A 20,841-nucleotide genomic window follows, 5' to 3' on the forward strand; every position below is an offset into this window, starting at 1 on the left:
GGGATTTGTCAGTGGGTTGAAATATGTCTTAACGAAATGCCATGTTCTTCCTTTCAGGTCTACTGTGGCTTTATTTCATATACCGGATGAAAATATTATCTTCTACTATCACCATTATGCTTTACATAATCCATATGATTGTTCGGTGAAGTGTTCGAGTTAAATCCCTACGCAACATTCTTCTTGTAAGAAGTTGATCAGATTTCCCAAGTGCTGATAATCAGGTATACATACGATAGTACGGCTGTGTTTCTCTTGACGAATTAGTCCGACCTTCACCATACGGTTGAGATGATGTGACAGTGTTGAAGGGGGAATATCTAAAGCTTTCTGAATTTCCCCTACCGAGGCTCCTTTATGGCCAGCCTTAACTAAAAACCGGAATACAGCTAATCGGTGACAATTCCCCAGTTCCGCCAGACTTTCTGCGACTTCTTCGTGTTTCATACGCGTCTCTAAATCCAAAATTCTATGTTTCTAGAAATATACTTGACAGAAATTGCAATGGCAATCTATCATCCTTAATATTTCCATACTACTAGAAATATAGATATATTAAGGATCTGGTATGTCTTCTCAATTACAAGAAACCCTAAACATGTTTGTCTTCCTCGCCATAGAGTTATCAGCCTTGTTTATTGGTATCAGTTTGTTGGTTGGTATTCTCCAGCGGCATATACCTCCATCCAAGGTGGAAGCGTTACTGAGTGCTAACCGGAAAAGGGGATATTTTCTGGCTGCTGTCCTCGGATCTATCACTCCTTTCTGTAGTTGTTCGACTATTCCTATGTTGAAAGGGTTAATTCGTGCCAAAGCTGGTTTTGGTCCAATGATGGTATTTTTATTTTCTTCCCCACTATTGAATCCCATCATCGTTGTATTATTTGTTGCTACTTTTGGTCTGATGCTAACAGCTATTTACGTACTCTCTGCCTTTCTGGTGTCATTGGGTGCCGGATGGTTGCTACAAATATTGGGATTTGAACGTTATGTACGCCACGAAGAGACATCTAGTTGCGGAGTTTCTAAGAGTAGTTGTGACGTTAAGCCAGCGGTATCAAACAGTTGTGAAGCAATGGCAGCTCCCTGTTGTTCTGCTACCCAGATGATCACGCAATCTACAGGTTGCTGCGATAACCAAACCACTAAAGCGGTTCGTCCAAAAAGTAAGTATAGCGGTCTGTGGCAGGAAGCTTGGGCAGATTTTAAGAATGTATTACCTTATTTATTCATCGGCATAGCAATAGGTAGTGTGATTTATGGCTATGTTCCTACTAGTCTGCTTGAAAAATATGCTGGCTCAGATAATCCTTTTGCTATCCCAGTTGCTGCTGTCATTGGGATACCACTATATCTTCGTGCCGAAGCTTTGATACCGCTTTCAGCAGCTTTGATGACGAAAGGGGTCAGTGTCGGAGCGATTCTGGCGTTAATTATCGGTGGTGCTGGCGCCAGCCTGACCGAGCTAATTTTATTACGCTCCTTGTTCACATTTAAGCTTTTGGCGGCCTTTGTCGCTGTTATCCTTGCGATGGCAATGATAGCAGGTTACGCGGCTTTACTATTTTTCTGAATGTTCATCAAATAAACGTATTAGGTCGATCGTTATTAGAATTATGTCAGGACTAAGGTTGGGTTTTATTTGAGATTATAGGAATAGAATGATGAAAACTAAAGAACAACAGTTGTCTCAGCGAGTTGAAAATGTACAAAATTACTACGGTACAACGCTTTCGAGCAAGGAAGACCTGGTAACTAATGTTTGTACTGTAGATGAACCACCTTCTGACGAGATCAAAGCTATATTAAAGGCAATCCACCCAGATGTGCAGCAGCGTTTTTATGGCTGTGGTACTCCTTTTCCTCCTTTACTGGCTGGATCAACCGTGTTGGATTTAGGTTGCGGTAGCGGGAGAGATTGCTTCATTTTATCTAAGCTGGTAGGGCCAGAAGGGAAAGTTATCGGTGTAGATACGACTCTTAAGCAAATTGAATTTGCCAAGAGTTACATCGAATATCACCGAGAAGCCTATGGTTATAGCGAAAGTAATGTACATTTTATACACGGTAATATTGAATCCTTGGATCTACTCAATTTACCGCAGAATAATGTTGATGTCATAGTCTCCAATTGTGTCATTAACTTAGCTGCTGCAAAATCTGATGTGCTTCAGGGCATGGTCCGGTTGCTCAAACCTGGTGGAGAAATTTATTTTGCTGATATTTTCTCTGATCGCAGACTCTCCCAAGAGTTGAAAAATGATCCATTGCTGATTGGAGAATGTATTGGTGATGTATTGTATTATGGCGACTTTGTGCGAATAGCGCGTGATGCAGGTTTTCGGGATATACGAATTGTTGCAAGCAATCTAAAGACTATTAGCAACAAATCCATTGAAGAAAAGCTGGGTGGTGCAAGACTATATTCAATGACTCTTAGGTTATTTAAGATTGATCTAGAAGATAGTTGCGAAGATTATGGTCAAGTCGCTATATACAGAGGTAATCTCCCTGATTCCCCTATTCGCTTTATGTTTGATCAAGAACATGTATTTGAAACAGGGAAAGCGGTGCCAGTATGCCGGAATATGGCAGATATCATTTGTAAAAGTCGATACCATAACTTATTTAATGTGATTGGTGAAGGCCATATACATTATGGAATTTTTAACTGTGGAACAGCTTCAAGCAATTCTGCTGTCTCAGTTGAGGTTCCCATAAGCGCACCAGGTGGTTGTTGCTGCTAAACAGAGTAAATAGAATTCTCTAATTATCACTGACAATGGATTTACAATTTGCTTAGGTGTTTTGAGTAGTAGAATTTGAATAGCCACATTATTATTGTTGTGACATCCTATCTCAGATATAACAGGTTATCTAATAGGGCAGTGAGAAGCCACTTCGCACATATAGCTTGGCGAAGTGGCTGTTATTTTTCTAGGCCATTATTCCTGTACCGAAAATTATTCCTTGGCTGAGTGCCGCTGCCGCAATTGGCGGATGATGCTACTGAGATCGAGCTTTTGATCCTGGAGTAAAACCAGCAGATGATAGAGCAAATCTGCGGCTTCGTTAGTCAACTCTTCTCGATCATTGACTGTCGCTGCTAATGCGGTCTCGATGCCTTCTTCGCCCACTTTTTGGGCGATGCGTTTTGTGCCGCTGGCATATAAACGAGCCGTATAGGAACTGTCTGGCGAGGCATTTTTTCGGCTTGCCAATAATTGTTCCAATTCATAGAGAAAACCCCATTCAGTTTGCGCAGGAGCAAAACAGCTTTCACTGCCTTTATGACAAGTGGGGCCAATAGGCTCGACTAAGGCTAGCAGGGTGTCGTTGTCACAGTCGGGATAAATATCGACCAGATTCAGAAAGTGGCCGGAGCTTTCGCCTTTTGTCCATAATCGCTGTTTAGTGCGGGAAAAAAAGGTTACTTTGCCAGAATTAAGCGTAACATTCAGTGCCTCCTGATTCATGTAACCCATCATTAACACGGTTCCTGAGGTGGCATGTTGGACGATGATGGGCATCAGATTATCCACTTTTTTCCAATTCAGTTTCTCAATTTCTTGGGTTGTTAATTGTCGTGCTGTCAGCATGTTCTAACCTCGATACCCTGTGTAGCAAGATATTGTTTAAGTTCACTGATATTAATGATCTGCTTGTGAAAAACCGAGGCAGCCAAAGCACCATCAACCTTTGCCAATTGAAAAGCATCGAGGAAATGTTCCGGTGCTCCAGCGCCTCCAGACGCAATTAATGGTACAGAACAGACATCACGCACTAATTTCAGTTGGGTAATATCATAACCATTACGGACACCATCCTGGTTCATCATATTCAGGACGATTTCACCCGCACCGCGTAGTTGGACTTCTTTGATCCAATCCAATGTTTGCCAGTGTGTTACGGCTGTGCGTTTTTCATCCCCTGTAAATTGGTAAACTTGATAACTGTTCGTATTCTCATCAAACCATGTATCAATACCCACTACGACACATTGCACACCGTAGCGATCAGCCAGACGGTTAATTAAACCTGGATCAGCCAGAGCTGGGGAGTTAATGGAAATTTTATCTGCACCGAATGCTAAAATTTGTCCCGCTTCTTCGACGGTTTTAATACCACCGGCTACGCAGAAAGGGATGTCGATAACTTCAGCGACTTTTGCCACCCAGCTTTTATCTACCACACGGCCATCGGAGGAAGCAGTAATATCGTAAAATACTAATTCGTCAGCCCCCTCCTGAGCATAACGCTGTGCGAGAGGAACAATATCACCGATAATTTCATGGTTACGGAATTGTACGCCTTTGACGACTTGTCCATCACGGACATCCAGACAGGGAATTATGCGTTTTGCCAACATTGAATAGCCTCCGTCAGGGTAAATTTTCTTTCCAGTAATGCGCGCCCGACAATGACACCTGCCACACCAGAAGCAGGCAGGAGAGAGATATCGGTGAGACTACCAATACCACCAGAAGCTTGAAATTGGATTTGCGGATATTGCTGGCTGATTTCTTGATAGAGCACAATATTAGATCCGTTTAATGTGCCATCACGGGAAATATCGGTACATAAAACATGTTTTAGTCCAACAGGGAGATATTGTTCAATAACATATTCAAGGGTAGTGTTGCTGTTTTCTTGCCAACCGCTAATGGCGACTTGTTTTATCCCATCTGCATTGATGCGGACGTCCAGTGCCAGCACAATTGCCTCTGCCCCGTGGTTTTGCAACCATTGTTTGACTAATTCGGGCCGTGTAATGGCAGTGGAACCAATGACAACTCGGCTTGCACCTGCTTCAAGCAGTGTTTTTATATCTGCCTCTGAACGAATTCCACCGCCAACTTGAACGGGCACAGTAACGCCTGCCAATAGCGCTTTTAAGAGGACAATTTGGCGTTTGGCAGGATCTTTTGCACCAGTCAGATCCACTAAATGCAGTAACTTAGCACCTTCCTGTTCATATTGCTGTAAGCGAGAGAGTGGAGAGTTGCCATAATCCCGACGTTGGTCATAATCTCCCTGATGTAAACGCACCACATTGCCATCGATTAAATCTAATGCAGGTATGATCATGTGATTACATCTCCAAAAAGTTTTTGAGTAGCTGTGCACCTGCTGCCCCTGAACGTTCAGGATGGAATTGCACTCCGAAGAAATTGTCTTTTGCAATGGCACTACTAAATGTATTGCCATATTCAGTTTGGGCAATTGTATATTCACCGACAGGCAGGGCATAACTGTGAACAAAATAGAAACGGGAGTTATCTGCAATATGGCGAAACAGTGGATTACCTGTCTGCGCGTGCACTTGATTCCAGCCCATATGTGGCAATGGCAGATCTGCGGTCATCATTTTTTTGACAGGCGCGTCAATGAGCTGCAATAGAGGGATGTTATCTCCTTCTTCACTGACACGGGCTAGTAATTGCATACCGAGACAGATACCTAATACGGGTTGGGTAAGAGAATTAATCAAGGGAATTAATTGCCGTTGTTCAAGTTGTGTCATCGCGGCAGTCGCCGTACCCACTCCCGGTAGAAAGAGTTTATCGGCTGCTTGAACAATATCCGCGTCTAAACTCACCGTTGGCTCATAACCTAAGCGACGGATGGCATAGGTAACAGAAGCGAGGTTAGCGCAGCCTGTATCGAGAATAACAACGTTCATCGTGGCTTCCTTTTATCGCCTTTCCTATAAAACACCTTTGGAACTCGGCAAAATATTGCCTTCTACGCGAATGGCTTGTCGCAAAGTTCGACCAAAGACTTTAAACAGGCTTTCTGCCCGATGGTGATCGTTCTTGCCTTTGGTTTTTAGGTGCAAAGTGCATCCCATGGTGTAAGAGAGGGAACGGAAAAAATGTTCGATCATTTCTGTACTCAAATCTCCAACCCGCTGGTGTTTAAATTCAGCTTTATATTCAAGATGTGGACGACCGGAAATATCCAGGGCACAGCGAGCAAGGCACTCATCCATTGGTAGCATAAAGCCAAATCTGGCAATGCCGCGTTTATTCCCCAATGCTTGCTTTAAAGCTTCTCCCAGTGCGAGACCGGTATCTTCAACCGTATGATGATCGTCAATATGGAGATCACCTTTGACTTGGATATTCATGCGGAAGCCGCCGTGAGTTGCGATTTGATCTAGCATGTGATCGAAAAAACCGACGCCTGTATTGATGCGACTTTCTCCTTCACGATCCAGCCAAATTTCAATATTGATAGCGGTTTCTTTGGTTTTTCTTTCAACATGAGCATGGCGATTTTTATGGGTCAATTTTTTGCCGATCAATTGTTCACAAATGGCCGACCATCCTAGTGATTCGGGTTGGTAGCGAATGCCCTTGATCCCCATGTTTTGGGCTAATTGCAGATCGGTTTCCCGATCACCGATGACATAACTGTTGGTAGTATCGATAACATTGTCTGCCAGATATTTTTGTACTAACCCAAGTTTGGGTTTACGGCAGTGGCAATTATCTTCTGGTTTGTGTGGGCAAATTAGCACCTCTTCAAAATGGATACCTTGTGAGGTAAAAATTTGCATCATCAAGGCATGGGGTGGCTCAAAATCTGCTTGTGGAAAACTGACCGTACCTAACCCGTCCTGATTAGTGATCATCACTAACTTATAATCGGCTTTTTGCAGGGCTAGTAAGGCAGGGATCACACCGATTTCAAAGGCCAATTTATCAAGGCGATCAACTTGATAATCACTGGGTGGCTCGGTGATCAATGTTCCATCGCGGTCAATAAAAAGCATTTTCTGGCTCATGGATTTTCAGTTTCCTTGATTTGTTGAGGTTGGTTGGCAAGCGCACTAATGGCACAAACTAACTGTTCACATTCATTCCGGTTGCCGATGGTAATGCGCAGGCAATTCGCTAATCCTGGTTGTTTACGCTGGTCGCGTAAGATGATCCCTTGTTCCCATAGCGTTTTGAATACAAGCTCTGCATTAGTAAATTTCACCAAAATATAGTTGGTTTCGCTTGGAAACACGTTTTCAACCAACGCTAAGTTACTGAGAGTTTGCTGGAGATAAGCCCTATTGTTGGCGATCTCTGCCACCCGATTTCTCATTATTTCAATACCTGCTTCAGTGAGTGCTTGTGCAGCGATATCAGCAACAGGCGTCGCCAGTGGATAAGGCGCAATCACTTTTAACATCAGTGCGATGATATCGGCAGAGGCCAGCGTAAATCCACAACGTAATCCAGCCAAAGCAAAAGCTTTCGAGAGAGTTCGCAAAATAACTAAGTGGGGATAGTCTTGCAGCCAACGGGTGGTAGCATGGGTAGTTGTGTGTTGTGGGCAAAATTCGATGTAGGCTTCGTCAATAGCAACGATGGCACGGTTACGGGCTAATTCAAGGATCTGGCGTAATATCTCAGGATCAATCAGGTTGCCTGTTGGATTGTTGGGACTACAGATATAGATCAGCTTGACGCGATCCAGATTACTTTTGATAGCGGCAATATCAGGTTGCCAGTCGGCGCTGGCAGGGATTTTTTTCTGCTCTACACCGAAGGTTTCGGCACTAACGCTGTACATGCCATAGGTTGGAGGGCAAAACAGTACAGCATCGCGCCCTGGCTCGCAAAAAACTCGAATGAGCAGTTCGATTGATTCATCTGCTCCACGGCTGACAAGAACTTGCTCCGGTTGCAGGCCAGCATAATTGGCATAACGTTGAATGACTGTTGTTGGTTGGCATTCAGGGTAGCGGTTGAGCGTATGTTCGGTAAGTTGGAAATTGGGTGCGATGGGGTATTCATTCGCATTTAACCAAATATTACCACGACCACCCAGACGGCGGGCAGACATATAAGGGACTAATTTGCGAACGTTTTCTCTTGCCAATGAATTGATATCAAAAACCGTACTCATGATTGTTCCTTAATTTTTATGGTTATCAGACCCCGTGGTTCTCAGTCTGCGTTATTCAAGGCTGTCATACGTAACGTAACAGCATTTTTGTGCGCAATAAGTTGTTCTGCCTGTGCCAGTGTTTCGATAGTGGGGGCGAGTTTTTGTAATCCTTGTGGAGTGAGCCGCTGGACGGTCATTCTTTTCAGGAAATCAGCCAGACCGAGGCTGGAATAGGTTGAAGTATAGCCGTAGGTAGGCAGAACGTGATTGGTGCCGGAAGCGTAATCTCCGGCGGATTCAGGTGACCAATCACCAAGAAAAATAGAACCGGCGCTAGTAATCTGCTCAAGTAATTGCTCAGGCTGACGAGTTTGAATGATCAAATGTTCTGGACCATATTGGTTGCTGATTGTCACGCACTGGTCGAGATCTTTAGCAATGATTATCCGGCTGGCTTGCAAAGCCTGGATTGCGATCTGCTGACGTGGCAAGGCTATAAGTTGGGTTTCAATTTCATGGATAACCTTTTTAGCTAAATTTTCATCAGGGGTTAGCAGTATCACTTGGGAATCAGGGCCGTGTTCTGCTTGTGAAAGCAGGTCTGCTGCCGTAAATACAGGATTGGCTCCGCTGTCAGCAATAACAAGAACTTCGGATGGGCCTGCGGGCATGTCGATCGCAGCTCCGTCAATCTGTTGGCTGACCTGACGTTTGGCTTCTGTTACCCACGCATTTCCGGGACCAAAAATTTTGTCTACTTTAGGAATGGATTCAGTTCCGAATGCCATTGCGGCAATCGCCTGGGCACCACCGATTTGAAATATTTCGCTGATCCCACACAGTTGCGCAGCATAGAGTATTTCATCGGCAATAGGGGGAGGAGAACACAAGATAACTTTACGGCAGCCTGCAATGTTGGCTGGTGTACCTAACATTAATACCGTTGACGGCAGGGGAGCTGAGCCACCGGGAATATAGAGTCCAACAGAATCTATTGGGCGCGTAACTTGTTGGCAGCGAACTCCTGGTAGTGTTTCGACGTCAACTTCTGCTGGTTTTTGTGCCTCATGGAATTGACGGATATTGTTCATAGCCTGTTGCATCGCCTGCTTGATTTTTGGAGTCAGGCGAGCGGTGGCTGTATCCACTTCATTGGCTGAGATTTGGATGGTTTCAACAGTTGTTTTGTCGAAGCGTTGGCTGAACTCTTGTAATGCCTGGTCGCCCCGTGTTTTTACTGTTGCCAGAATCTGTTTCACTGTGACGGCAATATCGTCTGATGCGGCAATAGCCGGACGGGTCAGCAATATTTTTTGTTGTTCTGGCGTACATGATTGCCAGCGAATGATGGTTTTAAAATTAGTGTTCATCAAGGTTACTCCATCATTTTTTCAATTGGCAGAACCAAAATAGAACTGGCACCTAATGCCTTAAGTTTCTCCATCGTTTCCCAGAAAAGGGTTTCACTACTGACCATATGCATGGCTACACGATTTTGTGCTCCTGCCAGTGGTAAGATAGTGGGGCGTTCTGCGCCTGGTAGCAGGGATATAATCTCTTCCAATTTGTCGCTAGGAGCATGAAGCATGATGTATTTGGATTCGCGTGCCTGAATGACGCCTTGGATGCGGAGCATCAATTTGTCAATAAGCTGTTGTTTGGCTTCTGGCATCTCTCCATCACGCTGGATCAAACAGGCTTTTGAGCGATAAATAACTTCTACTTCCCGCAAGCCATTGGCTTCCAACGTGGCACCGGTGGAAACTAAATCGCAGATAGCGTCTGCAAGCCCTGCACGGGGGGCAACTTCGACTGAACCATTGAGAAGACAAGATTTGAAGAGAATGCCTTTTTGGTCTAAATAACGTTTCAATAAGTGCGGGTAAGAGGTTGCGATACGGGCATCTTGCAGGCATTCCACGTTGGTATAATTGCAATCAAAAGGCATTGCCAGGGAAAGCCGACAGTCGCCAAAATCGAGGCGGCGCAATGTCAGATAGCGAGGCTCTTCTCCTTGTGCCTGGCGAGTGAGTAGCTCTTCTTCAAGTACGTTTTCCCCAATAATGCCCAGATCGACAACTCCATCCATCACCAGACCCGGAATATCATCATCGCGGACACGCAGAATGTCGATAGGCATATTTTCAGCGAATGCGATCAGGCGTTGTTGCTGTAAGTTAATTTTGATGCCGCAACTCGCCAGTAAAGTTCTGGAGTCATCACTCAAACGGCCTGATTTTTGAATGGCTATACGTAAGCGTGTTTTATCTAGCATGTTATGTTTTGTCCTATCTCAAGATTTAGTCAGTAATTAATTCGCAGAAATCAGACATAAAAAAACCCTCGGAAGATCTTCCGAGGGTTTTTTATCGTATTCATTCCACCGGAAGACGGGTTAAATGTCTTCCAGCACACAGCAGCCTGAAAGACTAGTCAGGATGATGGTGGTGGTGGTTAAATTGAATACGGTTCATATATACGAGTTCTCTATTTTTTCTACAAAGTAGTTTTCTATAAAAGGTTTTATATAAGAAATGTGCTGTACTAAATAAATAATGGCTGTATGTAACGCTATGTTTATGATTAAGGATCGGTTGCTTGTTGTTTAACCTATACGATCTTGTGTATAAAAAGCAAACTTTTTTTTAAAGAAGATGTTTTTTTGTATTAACATGTTGTTTTTAATATTAAATGTGTTTAGTTGCTATTAGACAAATAGGTGAGTAATGTTAGCTGTGGTCACATAATGGCCTAAGAATCAAAATAGTATCGCTTTTAGGAGGGGATGGTGAGAAAAGTTTCCATTATTGGATTAGGTTGGTTAGGAATGCCATTGGCACAAGCACTACAAAGCGAGGGAATGCAGGTCGTTGGTAGTAAAACAACACCAGATGGTGTTGAAGCGGCTTGTATGTGTGGACTAGATTGTTACCAACTAAATTTGGAGCCTCAGATTGTTTGCGATGCAGATGATCTTAATCAACTGATGTCTGTTGATGTGCTGATTTTGACATTGCCTGTTAGTGGTGTTGCTGGTGGTGGGAAGGAATATGTAAAAGCAGTACAACTGGTTGTTGATACTGCACTTTCGTATTCGGTTCCACGGATTATTTTCACCAGTTCTACTTCAGTTTATGGTTCATCTGTTGGTTATCTCAATGAAGATGAGTCCGTGTGCCCCGAAACTGAGTCAGCCAAGGCCCTGGTTGAGTTGGAAAACTGGCTGCATCAATTACCTAATACATCGGTCGATATCTTACGTCTGGCCGGATTGGTAGGCAATGGGCGTCATGCAGGGCGTTTTCTCGCTGGAAAGAAGGCACTCAGCGGAGGAGAAAGTGCGGTCAATTTGGTACATCAAGACGATACCATTTCTGCTATTAAGCTTCTTATTCAACAACCGGAAGGTGGACATCTTTTTAATTTGTGTGCACCAATACACCCGAAAAGAGCAGAGTTTTATCAGTCAGCCAGTCGCCAGCTCGATCTGACGCCGCCAGAATTTTTACAGTCAGAAAGTGCAGAAATCGAAAGTAAGGTAGAGAAAATCGTTGATGGTAGCCGCATCTGTCGGGAACTAGAGTTTGAGTATCAGTTCCCAGATCCCGGCAGAATGCCAATGAGTTAATGAAATGCCAGGTAAAATCTCAGCTTATTTCTATCATAACAATCTTTCTGAAAGCGGGTCTTTCGGTCAGCAATTGATACCAACGCTCTAAATTTGGCAGAGACGGGCGCTCTATTTCTACGTTTAACCATAAGTAGGCCAGTGGTGCCAGGGCAATATCAGCCATACCAAATTTGTCACCGGAAAGGTACTGTTGATTGTTTAGGGTGTCATTGACAATTTTCAGTAATTTTTCAATCTCGACTAAAGCTTGGGCGATGATCTTAGGGTCACGTTGATCTACTGGTGTTCTGATAAAGCTAATCATAAATTGTTTAATAGGAGGGAAGAGGTTGCAGCCTACCCAGTCCATCCACTTCTCAACACTGGCTCTTTCTTGAAGATCGGCTGGGTAAAGACTGTCTTTGCCAAATTTTGCAGCAATGTAACGAACAATTGCATTGGATTCCCATAAGATAAAATCGTCTTCTTGTAAACAAGGAATAACTGCATTGGGGTTCATACGCAGGTATTCAGGATCGTTGAGTTTGCCAAATTTTCCACCAACATCCATTTGTTGATATGGCACATTTAGCTCTTCCAGACACCAAAGCACTTTTTTCACGTTTGATGAATTTTTACGGCCCCAAATTGTCAACATTATTTTCTCCTTAATATCAGTACATTTTTAACAATTGATAATATGACAATAAAACCCGTTGAATAACAGAAAAATCTTTACGTTATTGGGTTGGAGTCTTCTTTCATAACATCCTATATTAATAGAGTTTTAGTAGAGAAAAAGGGTGAGCGATAATGAAAAAAAGACAGCAGATACCGATAATTAAATCTTTTACTTTTGGCTTGGGTGTTTTTTGGTTGACGAATATCAGTGTATATGCAATGGAACAGCCCGCAGCGCCTGAAATTGATGCAAAAGCCTATGTGTTGATAGATTATGCCAGTGGAAAAATCCTGGCCTCAAATAACGCGGATGAGCGGTTAGATCCTGCCAGCTTGACGAAGATAATGACCAGCTATGTCGTAGGACAAGCGATCAAGTCAGGGAAAATTTCTACAGAAGATATGGTAACGGTTGGCAAAGATGCCTGGGCTACAGGGAATCCAATACTTAAGGGATCTTCGCTAATGTTTTTGAAACCGGGTGACAGGGTTAAGGTGATTGATCTGAACCGCGGTGTTGTTATCCAATCCGGTAATGACGCCAGTATTGCACTTGCAGATTATGTTGCAGGCAGTCAGGACGCTTTCGTTGATTTGATGAATAAGTACTCAGAAACACTAAAATTGACAAACACTCATTTCAAGACAGTGCATGGTTTGGATGCAGCAGGGCAATATAGTACTGCCTATGATATGGCGCTTTTAAGTCAGGCCATGATCCGTGATGTGCCGGAAGAGTACGCCCTGAATAAAGAAAAAGTGTTCACTTTTAACAATATCCGCCAGCCTAATCGCAATCGTCTGTTGTGGAATAAGAACATGAATGTGGATGGTATCAAAACCGGACACACCAGCGGCGCTGGCTATAATCTTGTTGCATCGGCAACTGAAGGACCAATGCGTTTGATTTCAGTAGTATTGGGTGCACCTAGTGATCGCGTACGTTTTTCTGACAGTGAAAAACTTTTGTCATGGGGATTTCGTTTTTATGAATCGGCGACACCGTTGAAGGCCAGTGATACTTTGGTGACGGAGAAAGTATGGTATGGGACTCGTCCAGAAGTCGCGTTGGGAGTGAAGAAAGATGCTTCCGTGGTAGTTCCCCGTGGGCAAGTAGGGAATTTGAAAGCGAGCTTTACTCTGGATAATACCTCGCTTGAGGCACCATTAGCTCATAACCAAGTGGTAGGTACGGTGAACTTTCTGCTGAATGATAAGATTATTGACCAGCGTCCACTGGTTGTTAAAGAAGCGGTGGAAGAAAGCGGTTTCTTTGGACGTATGTGGGATTTCGTTGTAAAAACGGTCAGTGGTTGGTTTAATTCGATCTTCGGTTAACATCTAGATGAAAAAAACGCCAGTCGATCTTTTGATGACTGGCATTCTTTGAAATGCTACCAACGAAGAAAGCAGCTCATGGATTTTGATTACATGACTGAGTAAATTGCTGCTGAAATAGCAATTGAACCGGTCACAATGACAAAAATATTGCTTGGTTTACCTGCATATTTGCGCATAGCTGGAACTTTTTTGATTGCATACATTGGCATGATAAACAGGATCATCGCAATAATTGGCCCACCTAATGATTCGATGATGTTCAGGATGCTTGGGTTAAGTGTCGCGACGAGCCAGGCACTGACCAGCATAAAGAGGCTAGTGATACGATTCAGCGTTTTGTGCTGAACAGTCTTGCCGCGCGTGTTCATCATTGCTTTGTTCACAATGCCGTTAAAGCCTTCGCGGGCGCCCAGATAGTGACCGAGGAAAGACTTGGTTATAGCAATAAAAGCGATAAATGGCGCAATATACTCAATAGTTGGTACACGGAAGTGGTTAGCCAGGTAGGACAGAATAGTGATGTTCTGTGCTTTTGCTTCTGCCAAATTTTCCGGTGACAAGCTCAGTACGCAACTGAAAACAAAGAACATGACTGTCAGTACCATCATGATATGGGCATAGGCCAGAATGCGTGAACATTTTTTCTCTGCATGCTCACCATATTCTTCACGTTTTGCAACTGCGAATGCTGAGATGATGGGGGAATGGTTAAAAGAGAAAACCATAACAGGGATTGCCAGCCACAAGGTAAATAGCAAGCCGTTATTGCTTGTGACAGACATGATACTGTCCTGTGACAGGCTATCGAAAATGGTAGTGTTCCAGTGAGGAATTAAGTACAAGGCCAACAGCATCAAAACGGTGACGAATGGGAATACCAATACACTCATAGCCTTAACGATGGCTTTCTCGCCGAAACGGATGATGCTCATCACACCCAGAAGCAATACCAATGCCAGCAATGCACGTGGTGGAGCATCTATCTGTAGCTGATTTACAAGAAAGCTCTCTACTGTGTTGGTCAGTGCAACACTGTATACGAGCAGAATAGGGTAAATAGCAAAAAAATAGAGGACGGTGATCAGAAAGCCAGCCACTTTACCAAAATGTTCTTCTACCACGCCGGTGATATCATCACCACTGCTTTTACCAGATAAAACAAAACGGCACATTCCACGATGTGCAAAAAATGTCATGGGAAGGGCAAGAATTGCCATGATAATGAGTGGAATTAAACCACCAATACCTGCATTGATGGGAAGAAACAAAACGCCGGCACCAATCGCTGTGCCATATAATCCCAGCATCCATACTGTGTCTGATTTACGCCAGGTAGTGTGATTGCTTTTGCTGGAAGCAGAGGATGCTATCGAACCTGCTTGAGATGTGTCCATAAGTATCTCCGAAATAACGCGGTAAAGTAAAATTTAAAAACTACTAAACCCGCACATTAATTAAATGTGCGAGTTGGATTTTATATGAATAATAAGTTGTCAGATATTGCGTTGGTGTTTATCTAAACGTTTTTATTACTACATCCAAAAAACTTAACCCCAGACTTTTGGTAGGGGAAATATAGTTATTTTCAGTGAAATGTACCGTGATCACTCTCGCAATTGCAAGATTTATATAGAAAAGGAAAATTGTTAAAAATATTCATGGAAATGTTGATTAAATATTAAGTAAAATAAAATGCAAATTTTGTTAAAGAATGTATCATTATTTTTATTTTAAATTCTAATATTTATCCGGTTTATTGCTTAACCATATTCACATGTTAATGATATTTTCTTGTTTGATGTTTGAATAACCTGAAATTGAATTATAAATGCCAATATTCTTATCTTGATATATCTCTATTTGTAATATTTTTCTATTAATATACTGATAAATAAGAAAAAATTTCCTTCATTGTATATGGTATTCATTTTTTAAATGAAAAAGTGTTTAGTATTGATTATGCTTTAATAAGCGTTTTAAGGATAATCAATTGTTGTGTGTGAAATTTGTTCTTTAACTCTGTGTTTATGAAGTAATAGTAATCATTTTATAGTTATATATTGTTAAATATAACGAAGGATTTTATTCTGATATTTAAAGCTACTATGAAGAGTAGAATAAATGTTAAAAAATTTCTTGAACAAAATAATACCATGCTTTTTTTATGGATATCAGTCACACCAGCCATATAGAGATATATGACCAGTGCATATTCACATTTGATTAATTTTTTACCCACCCTTTTTTGATAAAAAATGCACAGCAAAATTGATAGAGTCGGGTAAGTTTGCTTTGTAAATACTCTCCGTATTGGCTCCAAAATATTTGGGAAAAAGCACATCCTAACAGGCTGACTAAAAATGCCCCAATCATGTCGATTGGCCAGTGAACGCCCACATAGACACGAGACCAGGCAATGGCACAGGCGATGACCATCAGAGATAAGCCTGACCAAACGCGGTGCCAAAATATAAATGCCAGAGCAAAAGTAAAGACGGCTGTGCCGTGGTTGCTGGGAAAAGATTCTGTAGGAGCATGGTAGAGAAAATTATAGCCAAAACCTTCGACAAATGGCCGGGCATGTGGAACGGTTACCCCGATGATATAGGAGGTCGCAATGCCAAAGGCAAAAGCAATGCAAGATTTACTGACAACGATGCGTTGAGATGTGATGGCTCTTTCTTTCCCCCAAAGCCAGTAAATGACCAATGTGATGGGATAAATAAATACGCAATATTTCGCTATAAAGATGGCAAGCGAGATCATTGCTGGTGGTGAATCTGGGGTTGCATTGATAAAAGTAAACAAATTGTGGTTAAGTTGTTCTAGCAAAGTCAGCCTCACAAGCGAGATATTTACGTAAACAGGGTGATTTTATTTTATCAACTCATTGTTAACAATAATAATTTTACATAAAAAAGCGAATTACATTGATTCATGATTTTATTTAATGTTTGTTGATGTTGCATGAGTAAATAATATAGGGATTGCAATAATAATGAAAGATAATCGCTATCTTGCAAGTCACTCGTAACTAACAAAAAACCCGATAGTCTTTAACCAAAGTGGATGACTATCGGGCTCCTCAATATGGGGACATCAAAGAAAAGCAGTGGCAATAATTAAGACTGCATTATGATGTGAAAGTTCTCATCCTTAGAGAAAAAAATCGCAAAATTTTTTCAAGAAGGTGGAATTTTTCGAATGGCAATATGGTTAAGGCACCCGCTATCCAGTAGAAGGACGGTTTCCGGCTGGATAGCGGCTTTTTTTGACGACTGTTTTTATAACTAATTATTGGGTTCGATTATTGGTACAGTTCCAGATTGTCTTTAGCATAAGCTTCAAAATCTGTACAGCCACCGATATGTTTCTCGTCAATGAAGATCTGGGGAACAGTCTCAACAGGTTTGCCCACCGTTTTTGATAAGTCGTTTTTGGTGATGTTTTCAGCCCAGATATCGACATAGCGATAATCAAAGTCGTCGCGCACTTTTTTTAGTTTTTCAGCGAGTTCTTTGGCGCGAACGCAGTAAGGACAACCAGGGCGGCCAAAAATGACAGTGTACATACAAACTCCTTAGTGGTAATGATCATGAACTTCATAGAATGTCATCTGGAGTTACTATGCCTGTAAGTATTAACAAAAAAAAGCAGGAATTGCCTTTTGTTGTAATTAGTCCTGCCAATAAGCGGGATTCAGGTATGATAGACTTACCCAGTAACAGAAATCTGTTAAGTAATGGAAATTCTATTTTTAGGCTGGAACAGGTCAAAAAATGAAAATGAACCCATCAAAAGAGATGCACTCATTGGCTGATATGCCTAAACTAATTATTTTATTGGAAATGTTGGGTGTGGGGCTGCTGGTTCTGGCTTACTTGTCAATAACTGATAGCATAATTCTATCACCTTTACTAATGACGACAGAAGCACACATTGCTATGATTTTATTGGGTATCGGTTGCTTGATACCTGCAGCTATCCATATTATCTGGCGTGCAGTCTATAATCTTTCCTTTTTGGGAATTGATCATAAGAAAGCAGATAAAAACCATCAGATTGTCACTGATGATGAAAAAACAAAATAGATTAATTATTGTACATGCGGCTGCTTGCTGGGAAGTCCCCTTAGGTAGCATGTGTAACTTCTCGGTCATATGAGGTTAATTCGATGGATTCTATGGTTATTCCCGATTTGTCAATTTTGTGCACGTGGCTTGAACAGCTCAAGATCTCTTATTTTGAGAATGATTCAGGCACAGTTTTGCATTTGCCTCATATGCAGAATATTGATGGCTTGTTTGATGCCAAGATCGATCTGTTGGGTGATGTAGTATTGCTTTCTGCTTTGGCCGAAGTCAGGCCAACTGCGATAATTCCATTGGTTGCTAATTTGAGTCAGATTAATGCTTGTTCTCTTACTGTGAAGGCATTTATCGATGTTCAGGATGAAAACTTGCCTAAGTTGATTGTTTGCCAGGCTTTTTCCATTGCTGCTGGAATGACTTTCAGACAATTCTCCAATTTTATGCAGCAGGGTGAAGAACAAATTGCGAATGTGATTTTTGAAATTCACAGCAATAATCTTCTCTATGTCAATAATGATATGGAAAGTGAGATGGAAGTTGAAGATGAAGAATCCTTAACTTCAACGAAAACATCAACATTTACTTTGCACTAATATTTTTTTGATACGGTTTTTTACGATGCAATGTGCGCAGTATACCGCGGGGCATTGTCACTCTTGCCAGTGGCTCGATAAGTCCTATTCACAGCAATTATCTGATAAACAACAACATTTAAAGCAACTTTTACAGAAAGGATCAGTAGTACATTGGTTGTCACCAGTAACCAGCAAAACAAGTGAGTTCCGTAATAAGGCCAAGATGGTAGTCAGTGGCAGTGTTGAACGTCCATTGCTTGGTATGTTGCATCGTGATGGCAGAACGGTAGATCTTTGTGACTGTCCGCTGTATCCAAAATACTTTCAGACGGTATTTGCAGTCATAAAAACATTTATCGCCAAAGCTGGTTTGGTTCCGTACAACGTTGAACGTCGGAAAGGGGAATTAAAATATATTCTTCTGACGGAAAGTCGCGCTAATGGCGAAATAATGCTGCGCTTTGTCTTGCGTTCGGAAACAAAACGGGCCCAATTAGAGCAGGCTTTGCCTTGGCTGAAGGAACAATTGCCTCAAGCAACAGTGATTTCCGCTAATATTCAGCCAACCCATATGGCGATTCTGGAAGGTGAGAAGGAAATCATTTTTACCGAACGTAAGATGTTACAGGAAACTTTTAACGGCATTCCGTTGTACATCCGCCCGCGTAGTTTTTTCCAGACAAATCCAGATATCGCCTCAGAGCTGTATGCAACAGCAGGGCGTTGGGTTAGGGAATTAGACATTAACAATATGTGGGATCTGTTTTGCGGTGCTGGCGGTTTTGGTCTGCATTGTGCAGATAAAAAGACCCGATTGACAGGGATTGAGATCAGTGCTGAAGCAATTAGTTGTGCTAAAAGTTCTGCCAAAAGCCTGGGATTGGAGCAGGTGGATTTTCAGGCATTGGACTCTACTCATTTTGCCCTTGATAAATCACAAATACCTGAGTTAGTACTGGTAAACCCTCCTAGAAGAGGAATTGGTAAAGAACTATGTGAATATCTTAGCCGGATGGCACCTAAATTTGTTCTCTATTCGAGCTGTAATGCTCAGACGATGGCGGAAGATATCACTATGCTTAAACAATACCGAATAGAAAAAGTACAGTTATTCGATATGTTTCCTCATACCGAACATTATGAAACATTGGCACTGTTAGTTCTTAATGTAAACTAACAACTTTATATCTTGGTTACTCCGTGATAACGATAAGTTATCACGGGTGGGAAAGGTAAAATCAGATAATTAAGTGTGAATGCTGATTAATTGCGATGTTCAAATGATAAGGCCCGCTGTTCAATTATACGCATCAGCAGTGTCAAAAGGCCATTTATACAGAGGTAAATAATACCTGCGGCAATAAATATTGTTGCATCATAACTACGCCCAAATTGAAGCTGGCTGTACCCCATGATGTCTAATAAGGTGATGGTACTGGCTAGTGAAGTGCTCTTGAAAATCAGCACGACTTCATTGGAATAGGAAGAGAGTGCTCGCTTAAGAGCATAAGGTAACAAGATGCGCATAGAATGCACTTTGGACATACCGAGGGCCTGGCAAGATTGCCATTGTCCGGCAGGAATTGCTTTAACAGCCCCGTAAAATAGCAGGGTTGAGTAGGCTGCACTATTCAACGTAAGTGTAACCATTGCACATAGCCACGGCTCTGACATAAGTTGCCAGAACCACGGATATTCTTTGAGCGATGGAAATTGCCCCGGCCCATAGTAAATTAAGAAGAACTGAACGAGGAGCGGGGTTCCGGTAAATAGTGTGATATAGCCTCTTACCAATTGAGAAAGTACAGGCAGTTTCATTGTCAGAATCATGGTCAAGACAATGGATAGTGTGAATGCCGCCAGCAATGCTGAGAAAGTCAAACTGAGGCTGGTTTGCAAGCCGGGTAAAATTTCCTTGATATATTCAAACATCATGAAGCACTCCGTTCAAAATGGGTGGCGCGTATTTCAAGCTGTTTGAGAATAAATTGGCTGATCAGGGTGATTATCAGATAGATCACAGCAACAATTATATACCATGTGAACGGCTCCTGAGTTCGGGTAGCGATACTTTTTGTTTGTAACATCAGATCATTAACGCTGATTAACGAAACCAGGGCAGTGTCTTTTAATAAAACCAGCCATTGATTACCAAGCCCTGGTAGAGCATGGCGCCACATTTGAGGCATAATCAAGCGAAAAAAGGTATGACTTTGGCTTAACCCCAGCGCTTGGCCCGCTTCCCATTGCCCTATTGGAACCGCTTTTAATGCTCCCCTCAGTGTTTGTGAAGCATAAGCAGAATAGAGCAGAGACAGGGCAATAACACCGCACAGAAAAGGACTGACATCAAAGTTGTCAATTTCCATCTGTATTCTAAAGTGCCAAACAATGAGATTGATATCAAAACCTTCCGACAGCGTAATGAGGAGTTGGGAACTGCCAAAATAGATGAAGAGAACAACTAAAATTTCAGGCAATCCCCTGATCAAGGTAACCCAACAGGAGCCTAAAAAAGCAATGGGTTTCCAGCGAATGGATTCCCACGCAGCAAAAAACATTGCCAGAACTAAACCGACAACAAGCGAGGAAATGGCGAGGCCGACGGTGACTCCGGCGGCATTGATTAAAGTGTGAAGTTCATTCATTAGAAAGA

Annotated in this window: 22 protein-coding genes and 1 other annotated feature; of the genes, 7 read left to right on the forward strand and 15 right to left on the reverse strand. The window is 42.3% G+C overall.

Going from position 1 to position 20,841, the window contains the following annotated elements; all coding sequences use genetic code 11:
- Positions 1-159: 159 nt before the first annotated feature.
- Positions 160-447, reverse strand: coding sequence for a helix-turn-helix transcriptional regulator (locus tag Xets_RS07495; RefSeq protein ID WP_187651380.1), 288 nt, complete (start codon positions 445-447; stop codon positions 160-162).
- A gap of 121 nt (positions 448-568) precedes the next feature.
- Here Xets_RS07495 and Xets_RS07500 point away from each other — a divergent pair, with 121 nt between their 5' ends.
- A complete protein-coding gene (locus tag Xets_RS07500) occupies positions 569-1,573 on the forward strand; it encodes a permease (protein ID WP_187651381.1) in 1,005 nt (334 codons plus the stop codon).
- 88 nt (positions 1,574-1,661) lie between these two features.
- On the forward strand, positions 1,662-2,747 hold the full coding sequence (locus Xets_RS07505; RefSeq protein WP_255430576.1) for a methyltransferase domain-containing protein: 1,086 nt from the start codon (positions 1,662-1,664) through the stop codon (positions 2,745-2,747).
- 216 nt (positions 2,748-2,963) lie between these two features.
- Here Xets_RS07505 and hisIE read toward each other — a convergent pair whose 3' ends face one another.
- Genes hisIE through hisG form a run of 8 tightly spaced genes read right to left on the reverse strand, consistent with a single transcriptional unit; the run spans position 2,964 to position 10,162 of the window.
- On the reverse strand, positions 2,964-3,599 hold the full coding sequence (gene hisIE, locus Xets_RS07510; RefSeq protein WP_099131944.1) for a bifunctional phosphoribosyl-AMP cyclohydrolase/phosphoribosyl-ATP diphosphatase HisIE: 636 nt from the start codon (positions 3,597-3,599) through the stop codon (positions 2,964-2,966).
- Positions 3,593-4,369, reverse strand: coding sequence for an imidazole glycerol phosphate synthase subunit HisF (gene hisF / locus Xets_RS07515; RefSeq protein ID WP_099131945.1), 777 nt, complete (start codon positions 4,367-4,369; stop codon positions 3,593-3,595). Before hisF ends, hisIE begins: the two co-directional genes overlap by 7 nt.
- On the reverse strand, positions 4,351-5,088 hold the full coding sequence (gene hisA / locus Xets_RS07520; RefSeq protein ID WP_099131946.1) for a 1-(5-phosphoribosyl)-5-[(5-phosphoribosylamino)methylideneamino]imidazole-4-carboxamide isomerase: 738 nt from the start codon (positions 5,086-5,088) through the stop codon (positions 4,351-4,353). The genes hisF and hisA overlap by 19 nt, the downstream gene beginning before the upstream one ends.
- Before the next feature lie 4 nt (positions 5,089-5,092).
- Positions 5,093-5,683, reverse strand: coding sequence for an imidazole glycerol phosphate synthase subunit HisH (gene hisH / locus Xets_RS07525; protein ID WP_187651382.1), 591 nt, complete (start codon positions 5,681-5,683; stop codon positions 5,093-5,095).
- 24 nt (positions 5,684-5,707) lie between these two features.
- Entirely contained in the window at positions 5,708-6,790 is a 1,083-nt protein-coding gene (gene hisB, locus Xets_RS07530; protein WP_099131948.1) for a bifunctional histidinol-phosphatase/imidazoleglycerol-phosphate dehydratase HisB, read from the reverse strand.
- Positions 6,787-7,905 carry a histidinol-phosphate transaminase gene (gene hisC / locus Xets_RS07535; protein ID WP_099131949.1) on the reverse strand — a complete coding sequence of 373 codons (1,119 nt, stop codon included), beginning with the start codon at positions 7,903-7,905 and terminating at the stop codon, positions 6,787-6,789. The genes hisB and hisC overlap by 4 nt, the downstream gene beginning before the upstream one ends.
- Positions 7,906-7,946: 41 nt before the next feature.
- Positions 7,947-9,260: a histidinol dehydrogenase gene (gene hisD, locus Xets_RS07540; protein ID WP_167450589.1), complete on the reverse strand. Its 1,314-nt coding sequence runs from the start codon at positions 9,258-9,260 to the stop codon at positions 7,947-7,949.
- Between the two features lie 2 nt (positions 9,261-9,262).
- A complete protein-coding gene (gene hisG / locus Xets_RS07545) occupies positions 9,263-10,162 on the reverse strand; it encodes an ATP phosphoribosyltransferase (protein ID WP_099131951.1) in 900 nt (299 codons plus the stop codon).
- A 56-nt stretch (positions 10,163-10,218) separates the two neighbouring features.
- Positions 10,219-10,341, reverse strand: a sequence feature (His leader region).
- Positions 10,342-10,675: 334 nt separating this feature from the next.
- Between hisG and Xets_RS07550 the strand changes: the two genes are divergently transcribed.
- A complete protein-coding gene (locus Xets_RS07550; RefSeq protein ID WP_167450605.1) occupies positions 10,676-11,515 on the forward strand; it encodes an SDR family oxidoreductase in 840 nt (279 codons plus the stop codon).
- A 19-nt stretch (positions 11,516-11,534) separates the two neighbouring features.
- On the opposite strand, the gene Xets_RS07555 is transcribed toward Xets_RS07550, so the two are convergent.
- On the reverse strand, positions 11,535-12,155 hold the full coding sequence (locus tag Xets_RS07555) for a glutathione S-transferase family protein (RefSeq protein WP_099131953.1): 621 nt from the start codon (positions 12,153-12,155) through the stop codon (positions 11,535-11,537).
- Positions 12,156-12,310: 155 nt separating this feature from the next.
- Here Xets_RS07555 and Xets_RS07560 point away from each other — a divergent pair, with 155 nt between their 5' ends.
- Positions 12,311-13,516 carry a serine hydrolase gene (locus Xets_RS07560; protein WP_187651383.1) on the forward strand — a complete coding sequence of 402 codons (1,206 nt, stop codon included), beginning with the start codon at positions 12,311-12,313 and terminating at the stop codon, positions 13,514-13,516.
- Between the two features lie 89 nt (positions 13,517-13,605).
- Here the strand turns inward: Xets_RS07560 and Xets_RS07565 are convergent, their stop codons facing one another.
- The 3 genes from Xets_RS07565 to Xets_RS07575 form a co-directional block, all read right to left on the reverse strand.
- Positions 13,606-14,913 (reverse strand): HAAAP family serine/threonine permease, encoded by a 1,308-nt coding sequence (locus Xets_RS07565; RefSeq protein WP_099131955.1) that lies wholly within the window; start codon positions 14,911-14,913, stop codon positions 13,606-13,608.
- Between the two features lie 829 nt (positions 14,914-15,742).
- Positions 15,743-16,351 (reverse strand): undecaprenyl-diphosphate phosphatase, encoded by a 609-nt coding sequence (gene ybjG, locus Xets_RS07570; protein WP_187651384.1) that lies wholly within the window; start codon positions 16,349-16,351, stop codon positions 15,743-15,745.
- A 475-nt stretch (positions 16,352-16,826) separates the two neighbouring features.
- Positions 16,827-17,090, reverse strand: coding sequence for a GrxA family glutaredoxin (locus Xets_RS07575; RefSeq protein ID WP_047767481.1), 264 nt, complete (start codon positions 17,088-17,090; stop codon positions 16,827-16,829).
- A gap of 208 nt (positions 17,091-17,298) precedes the next feature.
- Between Xets_RS07575 and Xets_RS07580 the strand changes: the two genes are divergently transcribed.
- The 3 genes from Xets_RS07580 (at position 17,299) to rlmC (ending at position 19,362) form a co-directional block, all read left to right on the forward strand.
- A complete protein-coding gene (locus Xets_RS07580) occupies positions 17,299-17,610 on the forward strand; it encodes a YbjC family protein (protein ID WP_187651385.1) in 312 nt (103 codons plus the stop codon).
- Positions 17,611-17,693: 83 nt separating this feature from the next.
- Positions 17,694-18,203, forward strand: a complete 510-nt coding sequence (locus tag Xets_RS07585) for a YbjN domain-containing protein (protein WP_099131958.1) — start codon at positions 17,694-17,696, stop codon at positions 18,201-18,203.
- A gap of 25 nt (positions 18,204-18,228) precedes the next feature.
- Positions 18,229-19,362, forward strand: a complete 1,134-nt coding sequence (gene rlmC / locus Xets_RS07590) for a 23S rRNA (uracil(747)-C(5))-methyltransferase RlmC (RefSeq protein WP_099131959.1) — start codon at positions 18,229-18,231, stop codon at positions 19,360-19,362.
- 86 nt (positions 19,363-19,448) lie between these two features.
- Here the strand turns inward: rlmC and artM are convergent, their stop codons facing one another.
- Positions 19,449-20,117, reverse strand: a complete 669-nt coding sequence (artM, locus tag Xets_RS07595; RefSeq protein WP_099131978.1) for an arginine ABC transporter permease ArtM — start codon at positions 20,115-20,117, stop codon at positions 19,449-19,451.
- Positions 20,117-20,833, reverse strand: a complete 717-nt coding sequence (gene artQ / locus Xets_RS07600) for an arginine ABC transporter permease ArtQ (protein WP_187651386.1) — start codon at positions 20,831-20,833, stop codon at positions 20,117-20,119. The genes artM and artQ overlap by 1 nt, the downstream gene beginning before the upstream one ends.
- Positions 20,834-20,841: the final 8 nt, after the last annotated feature.

It is taken from the genome of Xenorhabdus sp. TS4 (assembly GCF_014467265.1).
Taxonomy (GTDB): domain Bacteria; phylum Pseudomonadota; class Gammaproteobacteria; order Enterobacterales; family Enterobacteriaceae; genus Xenorhabdus; species Xenorhabdus ehlersii.